This is a genomic window from Billgrantia zhangzhouensis (assembly GCF_021404465.1).
Lineage (GTDB): Bacteria > Pseudomonadota > Gammaproteobacteria > Pseudomonadales > Halomonadaceae > Halomonas > Halomonas zhangzhouensis.
On record NZ_JABFTT010000015.1, the window covers coordinates 81,030 to 98,737 of the forward strand.

General features: G+C 62.6%; 14 protein-coding genes. 9 read left to right on the forward strand and 5 right to left on the reverse strand.

Annotation, left to right across the window (positions count from 1 at the left end):
- Window positions 1–9 precede the first annotated feature (9 nt).
- The 4 genes from pilV to HOP51_RS18075 all read left to right on the forward strand — a co-directional run bounded on the left by pilV (window position 10) and on the right by HOP51_RS18075 (window position 3,873).
- Window positions 10–522 (forward strand): type IV pilus modification protein PilV, encoded by a 513-nt coding sequence (gene pilV / locus HOP51_RS18060; protein ID WP_234275274.1) that lies wholly within the window; start codon window positions 10–12, stop codon window positions 520–522.
- Between the two features lie 13 nt (window positions 523–535).
- A complete protein-coding gene (locus HOP51_RS18065; protein WP_234275305.1) occupies window positions 536–1,099 on the forward strand; it encodes a PilW family protein in 564 nt (187 codons plus the stop codon).
- Window positions 1,100–1,122: 23 nt separating this feature from the next.
- Window positions 1,123–2,337 carry a pilus assembly PilX family protein gene (locus HOP51_RS18070; RefSeq protein WP_234275275.1) on the forward strand — a complete coding sequence of 405 codons (1,215 nt, stop codon included), beginning with the start codon at window positions 1,123–1,125 and terminating at the stop codon, window positions 2,335–2,337.
- A gap of 297 nt (window positions 2,338–2,634) precedes the next feature.
- Window positions 2,635–3,873: a cation:proton antiporter domain-containing protein gene (locus tag HOP51_RS18075; RefSeq protein ID WP_234275276.1), complete on the forward strand. Its 1,239-nt coding sequence runs from the start codon at window positions 2,635–2,637 to the stop codon at window positions 3,871–3,873.
- Window positions 3,874–3,970: 97 nt separating this feature from the next.
- Here the strand turns inward: HOP51_RS18075 and HOP51_RS18080 are convergent, their stop codons facing one another.
- The 4 genes from HOP51_RS18080 to HOP51_RS18095 form a co-directional block, all read right to left on the reverse strand.
- On the reverse strand, window positions 3,971–5,077 hold the full coding sequence (locus HOP51_RS18080; protein WP_234275277.1) for a phospholipase D-like domain-containing protein: 1,107 nt from the start codon (window positions 5,075–5,077) through the stop codon (window positions 3,971–3,973).
- 116 nt (window positions 5,078–5,193) lie between these two features.
- Window positions 5,194–5,523: a hypothetical protein gene (locus tag HOP51_RS18085; protein WP_234275278.1), complete on the reverse strand. Its 330-nt coding sequence runs from the start codon at window positions 5,521–5,523 to the stop codon at window positions 5,194–5,196.
- Between the two features lie 300 nt (window positions 5,524–5,823).
- Window positions 5,824–7,080, reverse strand: a complete 1,257-nt coding sequence (locus HOP51_RS18090) for a ribonucleotide-diphosphate reductase subunit beta (RefSeq protein ID WP_234275279.1) — start codon at window positions 7,078–7,080, stop codon at window positions 5,824–5,826.
- 174 nt (window positions 7,081–7,254) lie between these two features.
- Entirely contained in the window at window positions 7,255–10,155 is a 2,901-nt protein-coding gene (locus HOP51_RS18095) for a ribonucleoside-diphosphate reductase subunit alpha (RefSeq protein WP_234275280.1), read from the reverse strand.
- 348 nt (window positions 10,156–10,503) lie between these two features.
- Here HOP51_RS18095 and HOP51_RS18100 point away from each other — a divergent pair, with 348 nt between their 5' ends.
- On the forward strand, window positions 10,504–11,217 hold the full coding sequence (locus HOP51_RS18100; RefSeq protein ID WP_234275281.1) for a winged helix-turn-helix domain-containing protein: 714 nt from the start codon (window positions 10,504–10,506) through the stop codon (window positions 11,215–11,217).
- 3 nt (window positions 11,218–11,220) lie between these two features.
- Window positions 11,221–12,858: an ATP-binding protein gene (locus tag HOP51_RS18105; RefSeq protein WP_234275282.1), complete on the forward strand. Its 1,638-nt coding sequence runs from the start codon at window positions 11,221–11,223 to the stop codon at window positions 12,856–12,858.
- Here HOP51_RS18105 and HOP51_RS18110 read toward each other — a convergent pair.
- On the reverse strand, window positions 12,845–13,759 hold the full coding sequence (locus HOP51_RS18110; RefSeq protein ID WP_234275283.1) for a LysR family transcriptional regulator: 915 nt from the start codon (window positions 13,757–13,759) through the stop codon (window positions 12,845–12,847). The genes HOP51_RS18105 and HOP51_RS18110 overlap by 14 nt on opposite strands.
- A 101-nt stretch (window positions 13,760–13,860) precedes the next feature.
- Here HOP51_RS18110 and metE point away from each other — a divergent pair, with 101 nt between their 5' ends.
- The 3 genes from metE (at window position 13,861) to HOP51_RS18125 (ending at window position 17,618) form a co-directional block, all read left to right on the forward strand.
- The gene (gene metE / locus HOP51_RS18115; protein ID WP_234275284.1) at window positions 13,861–16,158 is read left to right on the forward strand and encodes a 5-methyltetrahydropteroyltriglutamate--homocysteine S-methyltransferase; all 2,298 of its coding nucleotides are present in this window, start codon (window positions 13,861–13,863) and stop codon (window positions 16,156–16,158) included.
- 104 nt (window positions 16,159–16,262) lie between these two features.
- Entirely contained in the window at window positions 16,263–16,988 is a 726-nt protein-coding gene (locus tag HOP51_RS18120; protein WP_234275285.1) for an MliC family protein, read from the forward strand.
- Window positions 16,989–17,039: 51 nt separating this feature from the next.
- A complete protein-coding gene (locus HOP51_RS18125) occupies window positions 17,040–17,618 on the forward strand; it encodes a superoxide dismutase (RefSeq protein ID WP_234275286.1) in 579 nt (192 codons plus the stop codon).
- The last annotated feature ends 90 nt before the right edge of the window (window positions 17,619–17,708 follow it).

Below are 17,708 nucleotides of genomic sequence, written 5' to 3' on the forward strand. Positions count from 1 at the left end.
AGACAAACCATGCGAAATTCCTGTTCCCCCCTGGCCGGGCGGCTGGTGGCGAGCTTCGTAACGGCAAGCATCGCGACCACTGCCGTACCGAGCTTCCGACGCACGATAGCCAGCAAGCCAATGAGGCGTGATACGCAATCAGGGTTCACCTTACTGGAAGCTCTGATCGCCGTGCTGGTGCTCTCCATCGGCCTGCTTGGTGTGGCGGCCATGCAGCTCAGGGCGCTGCAGAGTGCTCATATGGGGTATCAGCGGGCAGTGGTCAGCCTGGCGGCGATCGATGCGCAGGAGCGTGCGTGGGCAGAGCTTTCGAGAGATGTCAATAAAGCGTGTCCGTCAGCGAGTGCGATCGAGAGCGGCTGGCTAGGCAACTGGTTCGGTAGCGTGCTCAACGATGCCGGGAGTGGCATTAGCGGTGGGGAGTGCGATTACACCGTCACCGTTCGTTGGCGGGAGGAGCGCTACTCCACCGGTGAGAAAGGGGCTCCATTTGTCTACCAGTTTCGGCTGCCAGAGCTATAGGAGCGCCAAGGTGATGCCGTTGCGGGACCCAGCGCTGAAGCAGTCGGGCTTCACTCTGGTCGAGCTGATGGTAGCGCTGGCGGTTGGCCTGATCATCCTTCTCGGCGCTGGACAGCTGCTTCTCATGAGCTTTCAGACATTTCGCCAGATCGAACTGATGAGCAACAGGCAGGCGGCGCTGACCTTTGCGACTGAGACACTGGTACGGGACATAAGACGTTCAGACATTATTGCCTTCAACTCTGGCAATAGGGAGTTGAAGGTGGAGTTTCCCAACAATGGCGATCTCAGCGCCTGTAGCGCTGGGGCTCAGGTGGAGCGCATTTATCGTCTGAGCAGTCGCATGGTCAGCGCCAAGGAAGGTTGGTCGCTGGATATGGGACAAAGGTGCCTAAGCGACACCGGTGGCATGAGTTACGAGCCTTTGGTCACCTCTTTCACGGAAGGAGGGTTCAGTGCCGAGGAAACCATTGAGGGTGTCTGGGTGATCCGGTTTCGGCTGATGGCAAACCGGGACGGTAGCTTGATGGATGAGTTTGAGTTCCGCGCCGTGAATCGCAATCAGGCCGTCAAGTGACAACGTTCGAGGACATGGATGGCATGAACAGACAGCGTGGTGCTGCACTGGTAATGGTTCTTTCTATGCTGGCAATGTCCCTTGTGCTTGGCATTTCCGCTATGCAGTCGTCACAAGTCGACGAGCGACTCGCGGGTAATTATCGCGCTGCCGTCAAAGCACAAATGGCCGCAGAGCGAACTGCCGCACAGGCACAGAAGAATCTTCGGGATGCTGGCGTCAAGCTCGCCGATTGGACATGGATCGGTTGTGATGCCGATAGTGACCTGAAAAATTGGAAGCATGCTCACTGTGTGGATTTCTCGAAGGTGGCGTGGGAGGAAGAGACGTTTTCCAGTGTTCATGCGGGTGGACGCTACCTTTACATCCTGGGTGACGCGCTTGATCTCCCTGGCGAATATTATATTTACGCCTTAGGTGAAGCGTATACAGAAGGGACGAAAGACGCCATTGCTACATCGTTGCCTGTCTACGTCGAGCTGGATCCAAATTACACTCCTGCGCTCTCCCATCTATCGCCTCTGACCGTTGCCAGCCGCTTTTTCAATTTTCGTCCTGGGAACTCGGAGTATCTCGGTATTTCTCGACGAGGTGAAGGAAACACTGGAGCCGCAATAGCCGTATCTGATGAGAGAGATGTCGGCACTGTGTTGGACAGTATTCCGAGTGACAGGGTGGGGAACTACGCGGCCGATGAGGATGGGAATATTGTAACGGAGCAGTTCTTCGATGTCTTTTCCGAGCCTGAAAAGCTGAGGGTGCTCGTGAACATGATAAAGAGCCACCCTGATGTAAGTGATCGACTGGGGTCTGCTGAAGCGCCCAGGATGACTTATATCGATGGCGATTTTACCATGCCAAAAGATATTGGGGCCGCAGGCGGGTTGCTCATTGTCAATGGCAATTTCCGATGGAATGGCAATGATGATTTCGAAGGCCTAGTCATAGTGCTTGGTCAGGAGTTTACTTATGCCGGCGGTGGCAGCGGCTCGGTGATAGGAGCCCTGCTGCATGCCCCGGTCGTGGTGGATCACCACTCGGGAGAGTGGTCCCACGGCATTGCCGAAGCCGATGTTTCCGAGTTCGACCCGAGAGGCGGCGGCTCAATCATTCAGCACGATGTCGATGTCCTGAACTCCGTGGCTCAACTGATCCCCACGAGTGTCGGGAGCCTATTCAGTGCCGAGAATGGTGGACTCATGGAGCAGAATGGCTTTTCCATCGCCACCTGGAGATAGTTGCCGGGTTCGACGAGCCCAATCAGGACGTAGTGGGCTTGCGGTAATGACCAGGAACGGTAACGCGTTCCCCGTCGGGGAGCTTGCGCACGTGAGTAGGGACGTAGATACGCTTGATGACGCTGTGGCGGTGCTTGCCGTCTGTCATGCTCGACTCCTCATCCGTTCTGATACGCCATTACTCTAGCCAGTGGCGCTTTAGCACGCAATCCCGCCCACAGAGTACCGCTTGGTTTACGCCTAGCGTTGGGTTGCCTAGCTTAGAGGGAGGGTTGGCAAGGAGCGTAAGGAGTCGGCATGGAGCAGCTGGACATTGCCCTGGCAGTCGTGGGGGGGCTGGTGCTGGTCGTGGGCTTGCTGTCGAGCCCATTGGATCGGTCCTGGCTCTCCGCTCCTCTGTTTGCCTTTGCCTTCGGCGTAGCACTGGGACCGCATGGCCTGGATGCCCTCGATCCGATGGCCTGGGGTGATGGCAAGCGCTTGCTGGAGGAGACGGCACGGCTGACCCTGGGCATCAGCCTGATGGGCATTGCGCTGCGCTTACCACCCAGCTACCCCTTCGTTCACTGGCGGTCGCTACTGGTGCTGTTGGGGATCGCCATGCCGGCGATGTTCCTGATCAGTTCGCTACTGACCCACTGGATGCTGGGTTTGCCCCTGCTCATGGCCCTGCTGGTCGGCGGTACCATCTGTGCCACCGACCCGGTGGTGGCTTCCTCCATCGTTACCGGCGGAGTGGCCAAGGAGAACCTGCCCGAAGGCTATCGCCATCTGCTTTCCAGTGAGTCGGGGGCCAATGATGGCCTGGCCTATCCGCTGGTATTGCTGCCAATCCTGCTGATGAGCCTGCCTGTCGGTGACGCTTGGCTCGACTGGCTCGGCAGAGTGTGGCTATGGGAAGTCGGCGGGGGCGTACTCATTGGGATCGTGCTCGGCTGGTCGACTGGCCGGGCCTTGCAGTGGTCGGAGGCGCGCGGCTTCCTCGATCAACCCTCGTTCCTCTCCATCACCCTGGCGCTCACGATTCTGGTGCTTGGAGTGGGGGAGCTGCTCGACACCAACAGTATTCTGGGTGTCTTCGCCGCTGGGCTGGCATTCGATCAGGAGGTCGGCGGCAAGGATCGCGGCGAGGAAGACAACGTGCAGGAGGCGGTCAACATACTGCTGACGATGCCAATCTTCGTGCTGTTCGGCCTGATTGCCCCTTGGGCCGAGTGGTGGGCGCTGGGTGCGGAAGGGGTGATGCTGGCGCTGCTGGTGCTAGCGTTGCGTCGCCTGCCGGTCATCCTGCTGTTGCGGCCCTGGCTGCCAACGCTGCGGGATTGGCCCATTACGCTGATCATGGGGTGGTTCGGTCCTATCGGTGTGTCGGCGCTCTATTACGCCACGCTGATATCGAGTCGCACCGGCTACGACCTGGCCTGGACGGCCGGCACCTTGATCGTACTGGCCTCGATAATTGTCCATGGTGTCACCGCCACGCCGTTTGCCTATCGCTATGGGCACTGGCGGCGAATGCATCGCGAGGGCACGTAGCGATAGGCCTCGGTGCTGGGCGTCAGCGCGCTTGACGGAAGCGTCAGCCGGAAAGCTGTACCAGCAACAGGGCGAATACTGCCAGGGCATGGCGGTGTCAGCGCAGTCCGGCTAGCCAGGCGCTTATCAGCGCAGCGACACGCTCACGCACGCGCTGGGTCTTGGGGCGCTTCTGCCACGAGTGGGCGAGAGTCGGCTTGCTCTCCTGGCTGTGGTTCTCGAACAGCCGAGCGAGCTCGTCAGCGAAAGCGGAGTTTTCCACTTCAACGTTCGCCTCTAGATTCCAATGCAGGCTCCAGTGGTCGAAATTGCAGGAGCCCACGGTAGTCCAGTCGTCGATGATACAGAACTTGGCGTGGGTGAAACGGGGCTGATATTCGTAGATGTGGATGCCCGCGTCCAGCAGGGCGGCATAGTATCGCTGCCCAGCCAGGCGTACGCTCGGGTGGTCATGATCCCTTCCCGCCACCAGCAGGCGAACATCGACGCCGCGACCTGCCGCCCTGGCGATCAGACGGCGTAACTGGCCCGATGGTAGAAAGTAGGGGGTATACAACCACAGACGGTGGGTAGCGGTAGTGATGCGCTGATGCAGGGAGTCGCGGATAGTGGGGCTGCGATGTCCCTCGTTGTGGACCAGCCGTGCGGTCATCCCGCCGGTCGTGGCGGCGGGCTTCGTCTGCCGCCCGAGTTGGGCTCTGTCGCCTCGGGTACGAGGTGACTCCCAGATATCGGTGAATAGCTTGATCCCGTCCTGCACCACGGGCCCTTCTGCTTGGACCACCAGGTCGAACCAGTTGCCCAGGTAATCGTCGGTCAGGCAGTAGCCACCGGTGTAGGCCACGCGGCCGTCTACCAGCAACAGCTTACGATGGCTGCGCATCAAGTTGCGGCGCAGGCGTCGCATCATGAAGGGGTTGTAGTGGCGCAGTGCCACGCCGGCCGCCGATAGGCGCGCGCGCTCCCTTCGTCCCAGGCCAACGGCGCCGAAACTGTCGAGCAGCACGCGTACCTCGACACCGCGCTGAGCCGCTCGGGTCAGGGCCTCGAAGAAGCGCCGTGTCACTTGCCCCGATTCGATTAGGTACTGCTCGAACCAGATCGACTCTTCCGCCGCGTCAATGGCTTCGAGCAGGGCGGGCACGAAGCAGCGGCTGTCGGGCAGCAAGTGGATCCGATTGTCGGTTTTCCAGTCGGTCTCCATCGGTGGGCCTCCTTGCCCTCTCCAAGAATTGGCTAACCCGAGCGTAGGAGGAGACGCCACTTACGACAACGACAAAGGAACTGCGAGATGAGCCTGGTTCATGGACTCGTTATTTCTCAATGGTAACGGCTAGCCACACGGGTGAAGCGTACCGGCGGACTGTATTTCTCCCCATCCGGAGCGCGCTCGGGAGCCGGGCGGACCCGCCAGCCACGGGAGTTCGCCCACTCCTTGAGTTCGCGATAGTCGAGCAGCGGGTACTCGCGGGTATAGGGGTTGGGCGATGACGAGGGGAAGGCGAAGGCCACATGAGGGTAGAGGGCCAGGGCGTTGGGGCCGCCGTGGGCGGCCAGGGCCTGATCCAGGGCGTGCTGCCAGTCCTGTGAGTCTCGGGGGAGATACGTCGCACTGCGTTGGGCATCGATGTTGGCGTAGAAACTTCCCATGACATTTACCTCGCTTTGCAGAAGGTGCCATTAGGTTTGCCGGTTGGGCAGGTGCTTACTCGTGCATGGCTTATTTAGGTGGCGAGCGCCGATGAGGCCTGACGGAAACCGCCCTGGGTCCAGGCTTTGGCAGGCCGGGAAGGGGATGAGCGGCGATGTGTCTTTACGGAAACGCTTTTTCTGGACATGACGCACCTCTGGGTTGGCTACCGGGGGAACTACATGAAGGCCTTCGACTCCTTTATCCAGCTTGATAACGCGCCCCACTCACGATGAGTGGGGCTAGAGAGTGAGAGGGAATCAATCCCAGCTCAGCGCGCCGCCGACCTGGTACTCGGTGACGCGGGTCTCGAAGAAGTTCTTTTCCTTGCGCAGATCGATGATCTCGCTCATCCACGGGAAAGGGTTCTGTGCACCGGGGAACTGTTCCTTGAGCCCGATCTGGGCCAGGCGGCGGTTGCAGATGAAGTGCAGGTACTCCTCCATGATGGCTGCGTTCATGCCCAGCACGCCGCGGGGCATGGAGTCGCGGGCGTAGGCGATCTCGAGTTCTGTGCCCTCGAGGATCATCTGCGTCACCTCGTCCTGGAACTCAGGGGTCCACAGCTGTGGGTTCTCGATCTTGATCTGGTTGATCATGTCAACGCCGAAGTTCAGGTGCATCGACTCGTCGCGCAGGATGTACTGAAACTGCTCGGCGACACCGGTCATCTTGTTGCGCCGGCCCATGGAGAGGATCTGGCTGAAGCCGCAGTAGAAGAAGATGCCTTCGGTCACGCAGTAGAAGGCGATCAGGTTGCGCAGCAATTCCTGGTCGCTTTCGGGCGTGCCGGTGTTGAAGTCGGGGCGTGCCAGCGACTGGGTGTGCTTGAGGCTCCAGGCCGACTTGGCGGCGACGGAGGAGATCTCGCGATACATGTTGAAGACTTCGCCTTCATCCATGCCCAGCGACTCTACACAGTATTGGTAGGCGTGGGTATGAATCGCCTCCTCGAAGGCCTGGCGCAGCAGGTACTGGCGGCACTCGGGGTTGGTGATCAGGCGATAGACGGCCAGCACCAGGTTATTGGCCACCAGCGAGTCGGCGGTGGAGAAGTAACCCAGGCTGCGCATCACGATGCGCCGTTCGTCCTCGGTCAGGCCGTCCTGGCTCTTCCACAGAGCGATGTCGGCGTTCATGTTCACTTCCTGAGGCATCCAGTGGTTGGCACTGCCGTCCAGGTACTTCTGCCACGCCCACTCGTACTTGAAGGGTACCAACTGGTTGAGGTCGGCGCGGGCGTTGATCATCTGCTTGTCGCTGACCTCGATGCGCGCCGCGCCCATCTCCAACTCCTCGAGCCCGGCAGCCACGTCGAGCTCTTCGAGCGACTTGCGTGCCCGCGCCAGGCGATCCTCGTCGGCGGTCTGATAGCGGTTGCCGGTACCGCCCTCGGGCGCCTCCTCGGCACTCGACGCTGCCGCGGGCTTGGCCGGTGCGGGCTTGGGTGCCGTGTACTGCGGGCTGGATTCAGCGACCGCGCTGTCGTCCTCGTGGAATTCGTCCCAGTTCAGCATTTGTCTATCCTGTTCTCTGGCATAGGCGCCAGTGCCTGGCGCCGTAGACTCTGTTTGCTTCGAGCTTCGAGCTTCGAGCTTCGAGCTTCGAGCTTCGAGCTTCGAGCTTCGAGCTTCGAGCTTCGAGCCGTTAGCGGCTCGCTGCCCGAAGCCCGGGGCCGGCGCGGAGCGCCGTTACTGGCAGGCCTCGCAACCCAGATCATCGATGTCCGCAGCACTCGGCGCGCGGGATCCGCTGCCCGCCTTGCCAGTCAGGAAGTCCTCCACGCCGCGCGGCTCGCGAGCGGGTGCGGTGGAGGGAGCCGATGCCGGAGCGGCCGAAGACGCCTGGTTGCCCACCGCGTTGAGCGTGCCGCGATCGACGGTGGACTTTTCCACCGAGGTGGCGCCCAGGGCGCGCAGGTAGTAGGTGGTCTTGAGCCCGCGGAACCATGCCATGCGGTAGGTCACGTCGAGTTTCTTGCCCGAGACGCCCTTGATGTAGAGATTCAGCGACTGTGCCTGGTCGATCCACTTCTGGCGCCGTGCAGCGGCCTCCACCAGCCATTTCGGTTCCACTTCGAAGGCGGTGGCGTACTTGGCCTTGAGGTCGTCCGGAATGCGCTCGATGGGCTGGGCTGAGCCGTCGTAGTACTTGAGGTCGTTGATCATCACCTCATCCCACAGGCCGCGCGCCTTGAGGTCATGTACCAAGTGGGCGTTGACCACGGTGAACTCACCGGAGAGGTTCGATTTCACGTAGAGGTTCTGGTACGTAGGCTCGATCGATTGCGACACGCCGCAAATATTGGAGATCGTCGCGGTGGGGGCGATGGCCATCACGTTGGAGTTGCGCATGCCCTGCTCGGCGACCTTCTTGCGAATGCGATCCCAGTCTTGGGTGAGCGAGGTGTCGATCTCGATGTACTTATCGCCACGCTCCTGCTTCAGCTTCTCGATGGAGTCGATGGGCAGCACGCCCTGGCTCCACAGCGAGCCCTCGAAGCTCTCGTAGCGACCACGCTCGGCGGCGAGATCGCTGGAGGCTTCGATGGCGTGATAGCTGACCAGCTCCATGGAGCGGTCGGCGAACTCCACTGCCTGCTCGCTGGCGTAGGCGATGTCCTGGGCGTAAAGGGCGTCCTGGAAGCCCATGATGCCGAGCCCCACCGGGCGGTGCTTGAAGTTTGAGTTCCTGGCCTGGGGGACCGCGTAGTAGTTGATGTCGATGACGTTGTCGAGCATGCGCACCGCGGTGCGCACGGTACGACGCAGCTTGGCGTCGTCGAGCTTGCCGTTGGTCACGTGCTGCGCCAGGTTGACCGAGCCTAGGTTGCACACCGCGATCTCGTCGGCGCTGGTGTTCAGGGTGATCTCGGTGCACAGGTTGGAGGAGTGCACCACGCCAGCATGCTGCTGCGGACTTCTCAGGTTGCACGGATCCTTGAAGGTGACCCACGGGTGACCGGTCTCGAACAGCATCGAGAGCATCTTGCGCCACAGGTCTTTGGCACGTACACGCTTGAACAGCTTGAGTTGGCCCGAGCGGGTCATCGCCTCGTACTCCTCGTAGCGCTTCTCGAAGGCGGCGCCGTAGAGGTCGTGCAGGTCGGGGCAAGTGGAGGGCGAGAACAGCGTCCACTCCTTGTCGTCGAACACCCGCTTCATGAACAGATCGGGCACCCAATTGGCGGTGTTCATGTCGTGGGTGCGGCGGCGGTCGTCGCCGGTGTTCTTGCGCAGCTCGAGGAATTCCTCGATGTCCAGGTGCCAGGTCTCGAGGTAGGCGCACACTGCGCCCTTGCGTTTGCCGCCCTGGTTTACCGCCACCGCGGTGTCGTTGACCACCTTGAGGAACGGCACCACGCCCTGGCTCTTGCCGTTGGTGCCCTTGATGTAGGAGCCCAGTGCGCGTACAGGCGTCCAGTCGTTGCCCAGGCCGCCGGCCCACTTGGAGAGCAGGGCGTTGTCACGGATCGCGCTGTAGATGGCGTCCAGGTCGTCGGGTACGGTGGTGAGGTAGCAACTGGAGAGCTGGCTGCGCATGGTGCCCGAGTTGAACAGCGTCGGCGTGGAGGCCATGTAGTCGAAGCTGGAGAGCAGCTCGTAGAACTCGATGGCACGCGCCTCGCGATCTTCTTCATTCAGTGCCAGGCCCATGGCCACGCGCATGAACATCACCTGGGGCAGCTCGTAGCGCACGTCATCCTTGTGAATGAAGTAACGGTCGTAGAGTGTCTGCAGGCCCAGGTAGGTAAAGGTGTTGTCGCGGGTATGGTCCAGTGCCTCGCCGAGGCGCTCGAGGTCGAACTCGGCAAGCCTTGGATCGAGCTGCTCTAACTCGATGCCGCGGGCCACGTAGGCCAGGAACGCTGGTTTGTAGAGTTCGGCCATCTCGCCGAAGGTGGCTTCCTCGGCAATGTCGAGGAACGACAGCGCCTCGCGACGCAGGCTGTCCTGCAGCAGGCGTGCGGTGACGTAGGTGTAGTTGGGGTCCTTCTCCACCAGCGTGCGCGCGGTCATCATCAGCGCCTGGGACACGCCATCCACCGAGACGCCATCGTAGAGGTTCTTCAGCGACTCCTCGACGATGCGGTTGGGGTCGACGTTCTCGAGTTCCGCGCAGGCATCGAACACCAGCGTCTCGATACGGCCGAGATCCAGCGGACGGCGGCTGCCGTCGGCCAGGGTAACATTGAGCGTAGGATGCGGCTTCTCGATGTCGGCGCCGGCAGCGGCGCGGGCGCGGGCATGCTCCTCGCGGTAGAGCACATAGGCGCGGGCGACTTTCTGCTCGCCGGCACGCATCAGCGCCAGTTCCACCTGGTCCTGGATGTCCTCGATGTGCACGGTGCCGCCGTCGGGCATGCGGCGCAGGAAGGCATGGGCGATGCCTTGGCTGGCTTGCTCCACGAAGTCGCGTACCCGCGAAGAGGCGCTGACGCTGTCGCCTTCCACGGCGATGAAGGCCTTACGCATGGCCACGGCGATCTTGCCGGCGTCGAAAGACACCACGTCGCCATTGCGCTTGATCACGCGCAGGGTCTGCGGAGCCGTGAGCGACAGGTCGGTCGAATCTGGGGTCTGGAGTTCCATGGGCCGATAATCCCTTCTGCGTGGGGATGAGTCAGGGCGATGAAGGGCATTGACAGCCGAGGCAAGACTTGCTAAATGCACATCATCTTGTGTCGTTCTCCTTTGAGGGTACAAGATAGTGTGCTTTTTCGTCGCCTTCAAGTGAATATCCTGTGAGTGAGCTGTGACTCGATTGGGGGCATCCTTTGGGTTGTTGCCCCAGTCCGGGCTATGCTTCGCTGGCAAGCTGCAAGGACGCGAATTGTCATGAAAGGCATGCGAAAAACCCTATTTCGGGTATCCTTGATTCAGTAATTGGCGGGACAGGGTGTCCCGATGACAACGAAGCCCAGCACGGGGATGAGTAGGATGGATGACAACCTGGAAACCAGCGACATGGAACACGTGCTGATTATCGAGGATGACGTGCGCCTGGCTGAGCTCACCCGAGACTATCTGGAGTCGAATGGCTTCAAGGTAACGGTGGAGGCTGAGGGCTCGCGAGGCGTGGAACAGATTCTGGCACTACAGCCGGATCTGGTGATCCTCGATCTGATGCTGCCCGGTGAGGACGGACTGTCGATCTGCCGCCGGGCCCGGCCCGACTATTCCGGGCCAATTCTGATGTTGACCGCCCGCACCGACGACATGGACCAAGTATTGGGGCTGGAGATGGGCGCCGACGATTATGTGCCCAAGCCGGTCCAGCCCAGGGTGCTGCTGGCGCGCATGCGCGCCTTGCTGCGCCGCGCGGAGAATGCCGAGCAGTCCGGTGATGCCCGGCTCGCCTTCGGCAACCTCGAAATCGATAGCGCCACCCGCGAGGCGTGGCTGCACGGCGAGCGCATCGACCTCACCAGCGCCGAGTTCGACCTGTTGTGGCTACTGGCTAGCAATGCTGGGCGCGTGCTCACTCGCGAGGAGATCTTCAGCGATCTACGCGGCATCAAGTATGACGGCCAGGACCGTTCCATCGACGTCCGGGTGTCGCGAATACGACCAAAGATCGGTGACGATCCCAACCACCCGCATCGGATCAAGACGGTACGCAGCAAGGGCTACCTGTTCGTCAAGGACGCCTGATCGATGCAGCGGTTCCTGGCCGATGGCTCCTTCCTGCGTGTCTATCTGGCCTTGGCGCTGGCGCTGCTGTTGACCTTCGGCCTTGCCTTGATGGGTCTGGCCCTGGTTGATCGGGTGCGAGTCGAGCAGTATCGTGAGCAGCTTGCCGAAGCACCGCTGCAACTGCTGGCCTGGCGGGTGACGGCTTTGCCTGCCCATGAACGCGGTGACTGGCTAACCCAGCAGTCCGACATGCTCGACATGCGCCTTTCGCTGCGCGAGCCGGAGAGTGCCGACCTCGGCTGGTTCGAGCGCAGGCGGCTGGAGCGTGGTCGTGTGCTGGTCAAGGTTCATGACGAGGAAGGCTGGCGGCTCTATCGGCGCTTGCCGCGGGAAGAGCGCATCCTGGAGGCGCGACTTTCCGGGCTCAACGAGCGCCAGTTGCGCGGCCTGGCGCAGATGCTCGGCGACTGGCTGGCAGAGGTCGATGGCGCGGCGCGTCAGCGGCGCCTCGAGGGGGTGACCAGCGAGGCGCTGCCGGTTCAGCTCCGCAATCTGGCCCCTGAAGGGCTCGACAGCCACCAGCTCACCCGCCTGCGCGACGGCGAGCTGGTGATTCGCCTGCTGCCGGGTCACTGGGCGCTGACGGTCCACCTGGCCGTGCCTGCTACCGATGGCTCGCGACAGTGGTTGTCGATTGGCCCGGTCTCGGCGCTTGAGCCCACTCCCATCTCGCTGTTGCTGCTGGTGCTGGTGATCATGCTCGGCGTTCTCGCCGCGATCATCTACCTGATCGTGCGTGGCGTCGAGGCCCGCCTGGCCCGGCTCGAGCTGGCCGCGGGGCGTATCGCCAGTGGCCGCCTCGATACGCGGGTCAAGGTCGATGGTGGCGGCTTCATCGGCCGCGTGGGCATGGCATTCAATGCCATGGCGGCCCAGGTACAGTCTTTGCTGCGCTCTCAGCAGGAGATGATCCGGGCGGTATCCCACGAGTTGCGCACACCGGTGGCGCGTATCCGCTTCGCCATGCAAATGGTCGAGGACATGAGCGACGATCCGGCCATTCACCGTCAACTCCATGGTATCGACAGCGACATCGAGGAGCTCGACCAGCTCATCGACGAGATCCTTACCTACGCGCGGCTCGACAGCGGCATGGTCAACGGTGCCGAGCTGGAGCGCACCCAAATCGACGGTCGGGCCCTCGCCGAACGGGTCATCGAGACCCTGGCGCCGTTGCATGCTCACCTGCGCCTTGCCCTGGCGCCGGGCTCCGAAGTAGAGGTGGAGGCCGACCCGCGCTACCTCCAACGGGCGCTGCAGAACCTGGTGGCCAACGCCTGTCGGCACGCGCAGTCTCGCGTGCTGGTACGACTCTCGCTGGAGTCGCGCCTGGTGCGCCTGGATATCGAAGACGACGGTCCCGGCGTTCCCGCTGGTGAGCGCCAGGCAATCTTCAAGCCCTTTGCCCGACTCGATGACAGCCGAACCCGGCGTAGCGGTGGTTACGGGCTGGGCCTCTCCATCGTGCAGAAGATCATGGCCTGGCATGGGGGTAGCGTAGTGGTCGACGACAGTCAGGAGTTGGGCGGTGCGCGCTTCTCGCTGCTGTTGCCGAGGGGGATGAACGGCAGGAACAAGCTGACGATCAAGCCGGTTTGATGCCTTCCAGCACTGCGAAGGAGGTCTCGCGGGCCGTGCGCAGGAAATCCTCCATCCACGCCTGTTCGCGACTCTCGTCGCGAATCGCCGCATACAGGGTGCTCCACATGCCTGTCTCGCCGAGCCCCACCGCCTTCACGTAGTCGCGTTCCAGATACTCCGTCAGCGCCCAGTTAGGCAGTGCGCAGACACCCCGACCGCTGGCCACCAGCTGCATCATCATGATCGTGAGCTCGGCGGTGCGCACCTCGCGGGGGCGCACGCCGGCGGGGTCGAGAAACTGGGTGAACACGTCCAGGCGGGCATGCTCCACCGGGTAGGTGATCAGGGTCTCCTCGGCCAGCTCCTCGGGCTCGACGAAGGCGCGATCGGCAAGGCGGTGCTGACGGGCGACGGCCAGCAGCCCCTGGTAGCGGAACAACGGTTCGTAATGCACGCTGGGCAGTGGCTGCGGGTCGGCAGTGATCACCAGGTCGAGCTGTTCGCGGGCCAGTGCCGGCAGCGGATCGAAGTGATGGCCGCCGGGGATGTCGATCTCCACCTCCGGCCAGTGGTCGCGAAAGCTATCGATGGTCGGCATTAGCCACTGGAAGCAGCTGTGGCACTCGATGGCCATGTGCAAGCGCCCCGGCTCGTGGCCGATCAGCCGGGCCACGTCGCGCTCGGCCATGCGCACCAGCGGCAGCACCTGCTCGGCCAGCGACAGCAGGCGCTGGCCGGCACGGGTGAACTCCACCGGCCGCGTCTTGCGCATGAACAGCGCCGTGCCCAGGCGCTCCTCCAGGTCCTTGATCTGATGCGACAGGGCCGATTGGGTCAGGTGAACCCGCTCGGCGGCCTCGACCAGCGAGCCGGCATCACGCAGGGCGACCAAAGTGCGCAGGTGGCGAAGTTCTATCATGAGAGTTTTTCAAGTTCTTCGTTAATTTATTTAGTTTGCTTCACGTATCGGTGCCGGCGAGACTCTATCGCATCATTCATTCATGCGTAGAGGGATTTATCATGACATTAGCTCATGTGCTTGGCTATCCGCGAATCGGCGTCCAACGTGAACTCAAGCGAGCCGTCGAGGCCTACTGGCGCGGCGAACTCGAGCGCGACGCCCTGGAGGCCACCGGCCGCGAGCTGAGGGCGCGGCACTGGCAGGCGCAGCGAGACGCCGGCCTCGATCTGATTACCGTGGGCGACTTCGCCTTCTATGACCAGGTGCTCAACGTCACCACACTGGTGGGTGCCGTGCCGGCACGTTTCGCCGCCCAGGACGAACTTGCCCGCGGCGAAGTCGACCTGGACACGCAATTTCGCATGGCGCGCGGACGGGCGCCATGCGGAGCTCCGGCAGCCGCCTGCGAGATGACCAAGTACTTCGATACCAACTACCATTATCTGGTCCCCGAGCTGCACGCGGGCCAGGTATTCAAGCTCGCCAGCTCGCGGCTGTTCGACGAGGTGGCCGAGGCTCGGACAGCGGGGCATCCGGTCAAGGTGGCGCTGACCGGCCCGCTGACCTGGCTATGGCTGGGCAAGGCGCGTGATGAGGGTTTCGACCGACTGAGCCTGCTCGAGTCGCTGCTGCCGGTCTATGGTGAAATCCTGGCGCGCCTGGCCGAGCAGGGTGTGGAATGGGTCCAGCTCGACGAGCCGGCGTTGGTGCAGGATCTGCCCCTGGCGTGGAGACAGGCCTTCGAGGCGGCCTACAATGTCCTGCGCGCCGCGCCGGTCAAGCTGCTGGTGGCGACCTATTTCGGCGGGCTCGGGGATAACTTGCAGTTGGCCGTGAATCTGCCGGTGGAAGGCCTGCACGTCGACGCGGTACGCGCCCCCGAGCAGTTGACCGCCGTGCTCGACAACCTGCCCGGCTACAAGGTGCTGTCGGTGGGGGCCATCGACGGGCGCAATGTCTGGCGTGCCGACCTGGGCGCCCTGCACGAGCGCCTAGCCAATGCCCGCATGCGTCTGGGCGAGCGGCTGTGGCTGGCGCCTTCGTGCTCACTGTTGCACGTGCCAGTGGACCTGGAAGGAGAGGATGGGCTCGATGAGGAGCTCAAGAGCTGGTTGGCTTTCGCCCGCCAGAAGCTCGACGAGACCGTGACCCTGGCGCGGCTGCTGGGCAATCGCGCCGGTACGGAGGATCGTGCTCGGGTTGCTGCCGCCACGGCGGCACTGGATGCCCGGCGCGCCTCGCCGCGGCTGCACCGGCCCGAGGTGGCCCAGCGTCTGGCCCGGGTCGGCGACGCTGAGCTTTCGCGTGACAACCCCTACCCAGTCAGGGCCCGGGCCCAGCGTCGCGTGCTTGATCTGCCGCTATTTCCCATCACGACCATCGGCTCGTTCCCCCAGACCATGGAGATCCGCGCCGCCCGCCGCGCTCACAAGGCTGGCGAGCTGGGATTGGAGGCCTATGAAAGCCAGATGCGCGATGAAATTGCCGACGCCGTACGGCGCCAGGAAGCGCTGGGCATCGACATGCTGGTGCACGGCGAGGCCGAGCGTAATGACATGGTCGAGTACTTTGGCGAGCAGCTCGATGGCTACGTCTTCACCCGAAACGGCTGGGTGCAAAGCTACGGCTCGCGCTGCGTCAAGCCGCCGGTCATCGTCGGCGATGTGAGCCGCCCGGCGCCGATGACGGTGGCCTGGAGCCGCTACGCTCAGTCGCTCACCCAGCGGCCGATGAAGGGCATGCTCACGGGACCTGTCACCATGCTGCAATGGTCCTTCGTGCGCGACGACCAGCCTCGCGAGGTGACCTGCCGGCAGATCGCCCTGGCACTGCGCGACGAGGTGGCCGATCTCGAGGCCGCCGGCATCCCGGCGATCCAGATCGACGAACCGGCACTGCGTGAAGGGTTGCCGTTGCGCCAGGGTGAGTGGCAGGCCTATCTTGACTGGGCGGTGGAGTGCTTCCGCCTGACTGCCTCGGTCGCGCGGGACGCGACGCAGATCCACACCCATATGTGCTATTCGGAGTTCAACGACATCATTGCCGCTATCGCCGCGCTGGATGCCGATGTCATCACCATCGAGACTTCACGCTCCAACATGGAGCTGCTCGATGCTTTCCAGGACTTCGCCTATCCCAACGAGATCGGGCCCGGTGTCTATGACATTCACTCGCCCAACGTGCCCGAGGTGGCCTGGATGGTGCAATTGATGGAGAAGGCGGCCGAGCGTATTCCCGTCGAGCGGCTGTGGGTCAATCCGGATTGCGGCCTCAAGACTCGCGCCTGGGAGGAAGTGGAGCCGGCCCTGGCCAATATGGTCGAAGCGGCACGCAAACTTCGCCGCCGCCATGGCTGACGCCGGTCAGGGAAGCTGGGTTCGCGGCGCGTGAAACAGGCACCGGGCCGCAAGGCGCCGATGCCTGTTATGCTGTGGCCGTTCGAACTCTTCAAGGAACTGTCATGTCGCTTCGCGTCCTTACCTCTTTCCGCCCGGCTCTTTTCCTTGCCGGCTCGTTGCTGCTGGGCGGCTGTGCCGCACCCTCTATCGATGGACCGCGGCCCGCTGACAAGATCGCCAGCACGGCGCCGCTATTGCCCTCCTCGCTGTTCCCGGGCGGCGCCGAGCGCTTCGAGGCCTGGCGATGCACGCCGCAGCAGGACCTGGTGACGGCCTTCGGCGAGCGCGAGCTGCGGCTATGGTCCGCACATGGCGCCTATCGCCTGGCCCCGGCGGTGGTAGCCAGCGGCGCGCGTTACCAGCAGGGTGATCTGAGCTTCTGGAACAAGGGGGGAGAGGCGGTGGTGGAGAGCGCCAACGGCCAGTTGGAGTGCAGTGCCGCCATGGCGCGCACGGCGCTGACGCGCGAACAGCGCCCCGGTGTGATGTTCCATGGGCGCGGCAACGAACCGGGCTGGAACGTCAATCTGGCCCACGATGCGCCAGAGCTGAAACTGGTGCTCGACTACGGCACGCGGGAAATGACGCTGCCCTATCGAGTCACTGGCATGGACAACGCCAACGGTCGGGTAGCGCTCGCCAGCGCCGCGGCACAGCAGCCCTTCGAGTTGCGCCTGGAAGCGCGGGCCTGTTTCGACGATATGAGCGGCGAGCCCTTCCCGGCCCGGGTGACACTAACCTTTGAAGGGCAAACCTATCGGGGATGCGGCCAAGGCATTGCCCCGTAGCCAACGCCGAGGTTGGCAAGCTACTCACCGTGAATGCAAGGAGTCACGCGAATGACATTCGAACTGCCGGCACTGCCTTACGACAAGAATGCCCTGGAGCCCCATATCTCCGCCGAGACCCTCGAGTACCACTACGGCAAGCATCACCAGGCCTACGTCACCAAGCTCAACGAGCTGATCGAAGGCACCGATGATGCCGACAAGTCCCTCGAAGAGATCATCCAGTCCTCTTCCGGCGGCCTGTTCAACCAGGCGGCCCAGGTGTGGAACCACACCTTCTACTGGCACTGCCTCTCGCCCAACGGTGGCGGCGAGCCGACCGGTGCCCTGGCCGAAGCGATCAATGCCAAGTTCGGTTCCTTCGCCAAGTTCAAGGAGACCTTCAACGCCAATGCCGTGGCCAACTTCGGCGCCGGCTGGACCTGGCTGATCAAGACGGCTGACGGCGGTGTCGACATTGTCAACACCAGCAATGCCGATACGCCTATTGCTCATGGCCAGACGCCGCTGCTGACCATCGACGTGTGGGAGCATGCCTACTACATCGACTACCGCAATGCGCGTCCTAAGTACCTGGAGAGTGTATGGAACGTGCTGAACTGGGACTTCGTCGCCCAGAACTTCAGCTAATGAATGTCTGCGCGGGCGAATCACTGCGCTATAGCCGCCATCCCTGGCGGCTACCCTTCGGGCCAGCCTAAAGGCTGTTCAAATTCGTTC

Coding starts and splice junctions, on each gene's coding strand:
- HOP51_RS18080 (WP_234275277.1), bottom strand. CDS start 5,077: ATGGAGACCGACTGGAAAACCGACAATCGGATCCACTTGCTGCCCGAC.
- HOP51_RS18075 (WP_234275276.1), top strand. CDS start 2,635: ATGGAGCAGCTGGACATTGCCCTGGCAGTCGTGGGGGGGCTGGTGCTG.
- HOP51_RS18065 (WP_234275305.1), top strand. CDS start 536: ATGCCGTTGCGGGACCCAGCGCTGAAGCAGTCGGGCTTCACTCTGGTC.
- HOP51_RS18125 (WP_234275286.1), top strand. CDS start 17,040: ATGACATTCGAACTGCCGGCACTGCCTTACGACAAGAATGCCCTGGAG.
- HOP51_RS18095 (WP_234275280.1), bottom strand. CDS start 10,155: ATGGAACTCCAGACCCCAGATTCGACCGACCTGTCGCTCACGGCTCCG.
- metE (WP_234275284.1), top strand. CDS start 13,861: ATGACATTAGCTCATGTGCTTGGCTATCCGCGAATCGGCGTCCAACGT.
- HOP51_RS18085 (WP_234275278.1), bottom strand. CDS start 5,523: ATGGGAAGTTTCTACGCCAACATCGATGCCCAACGCAGTGCGACGTAT.
- HOP51_RS18105 (WP_234275282.1), top strand. CDS start 11,221: ATGCAGCGGTTCCTGGCCGATGGCTCCTTCCTGCGTGTCTATCTGGCC.
- pilV (WP_234275274.1), top strand. CDS start 10: ATGCGAAATTCCTGTTCCCCCCTGGCCGGGCGGCTGGTGGCGAGCTTC.
- HOP51_RS18120 (WP_234275285.1), top strand. CDS start 16,263: ATGTCGCTTCGCGTCCTTACCTCTTTCCGCCCGGCTCTTTTCCTTGCC.
- HOP51_RS18070 (WP_234275275.1), top strand. CDS start 1,123: ATGAACAGACAGCGTGGTGCTGCACTGGTAATGGTTCTTTCTATGCTG.
- HOP51_RS18100 (WP_234275281.1), top strand. CDS start 10,504: ATGGATGACAACCTGGAAACCAGCGACATGGAACACGTGCTGATTATC.
- HOP51_RS18110 (WP_234275283.1), bottom strand. CDS start 13,759: ATGATAGAACTTCGCCACCTGCGCACTTTGGTCGCCCTGCGTGATGCC.
- HOP51_RS18090 (WP_234275279.1), bottom strand. CDS start 7,080: ATGCTGAACTGGGACGAATTCCACGAGGACGACAGCGCGGTCGCTGAA.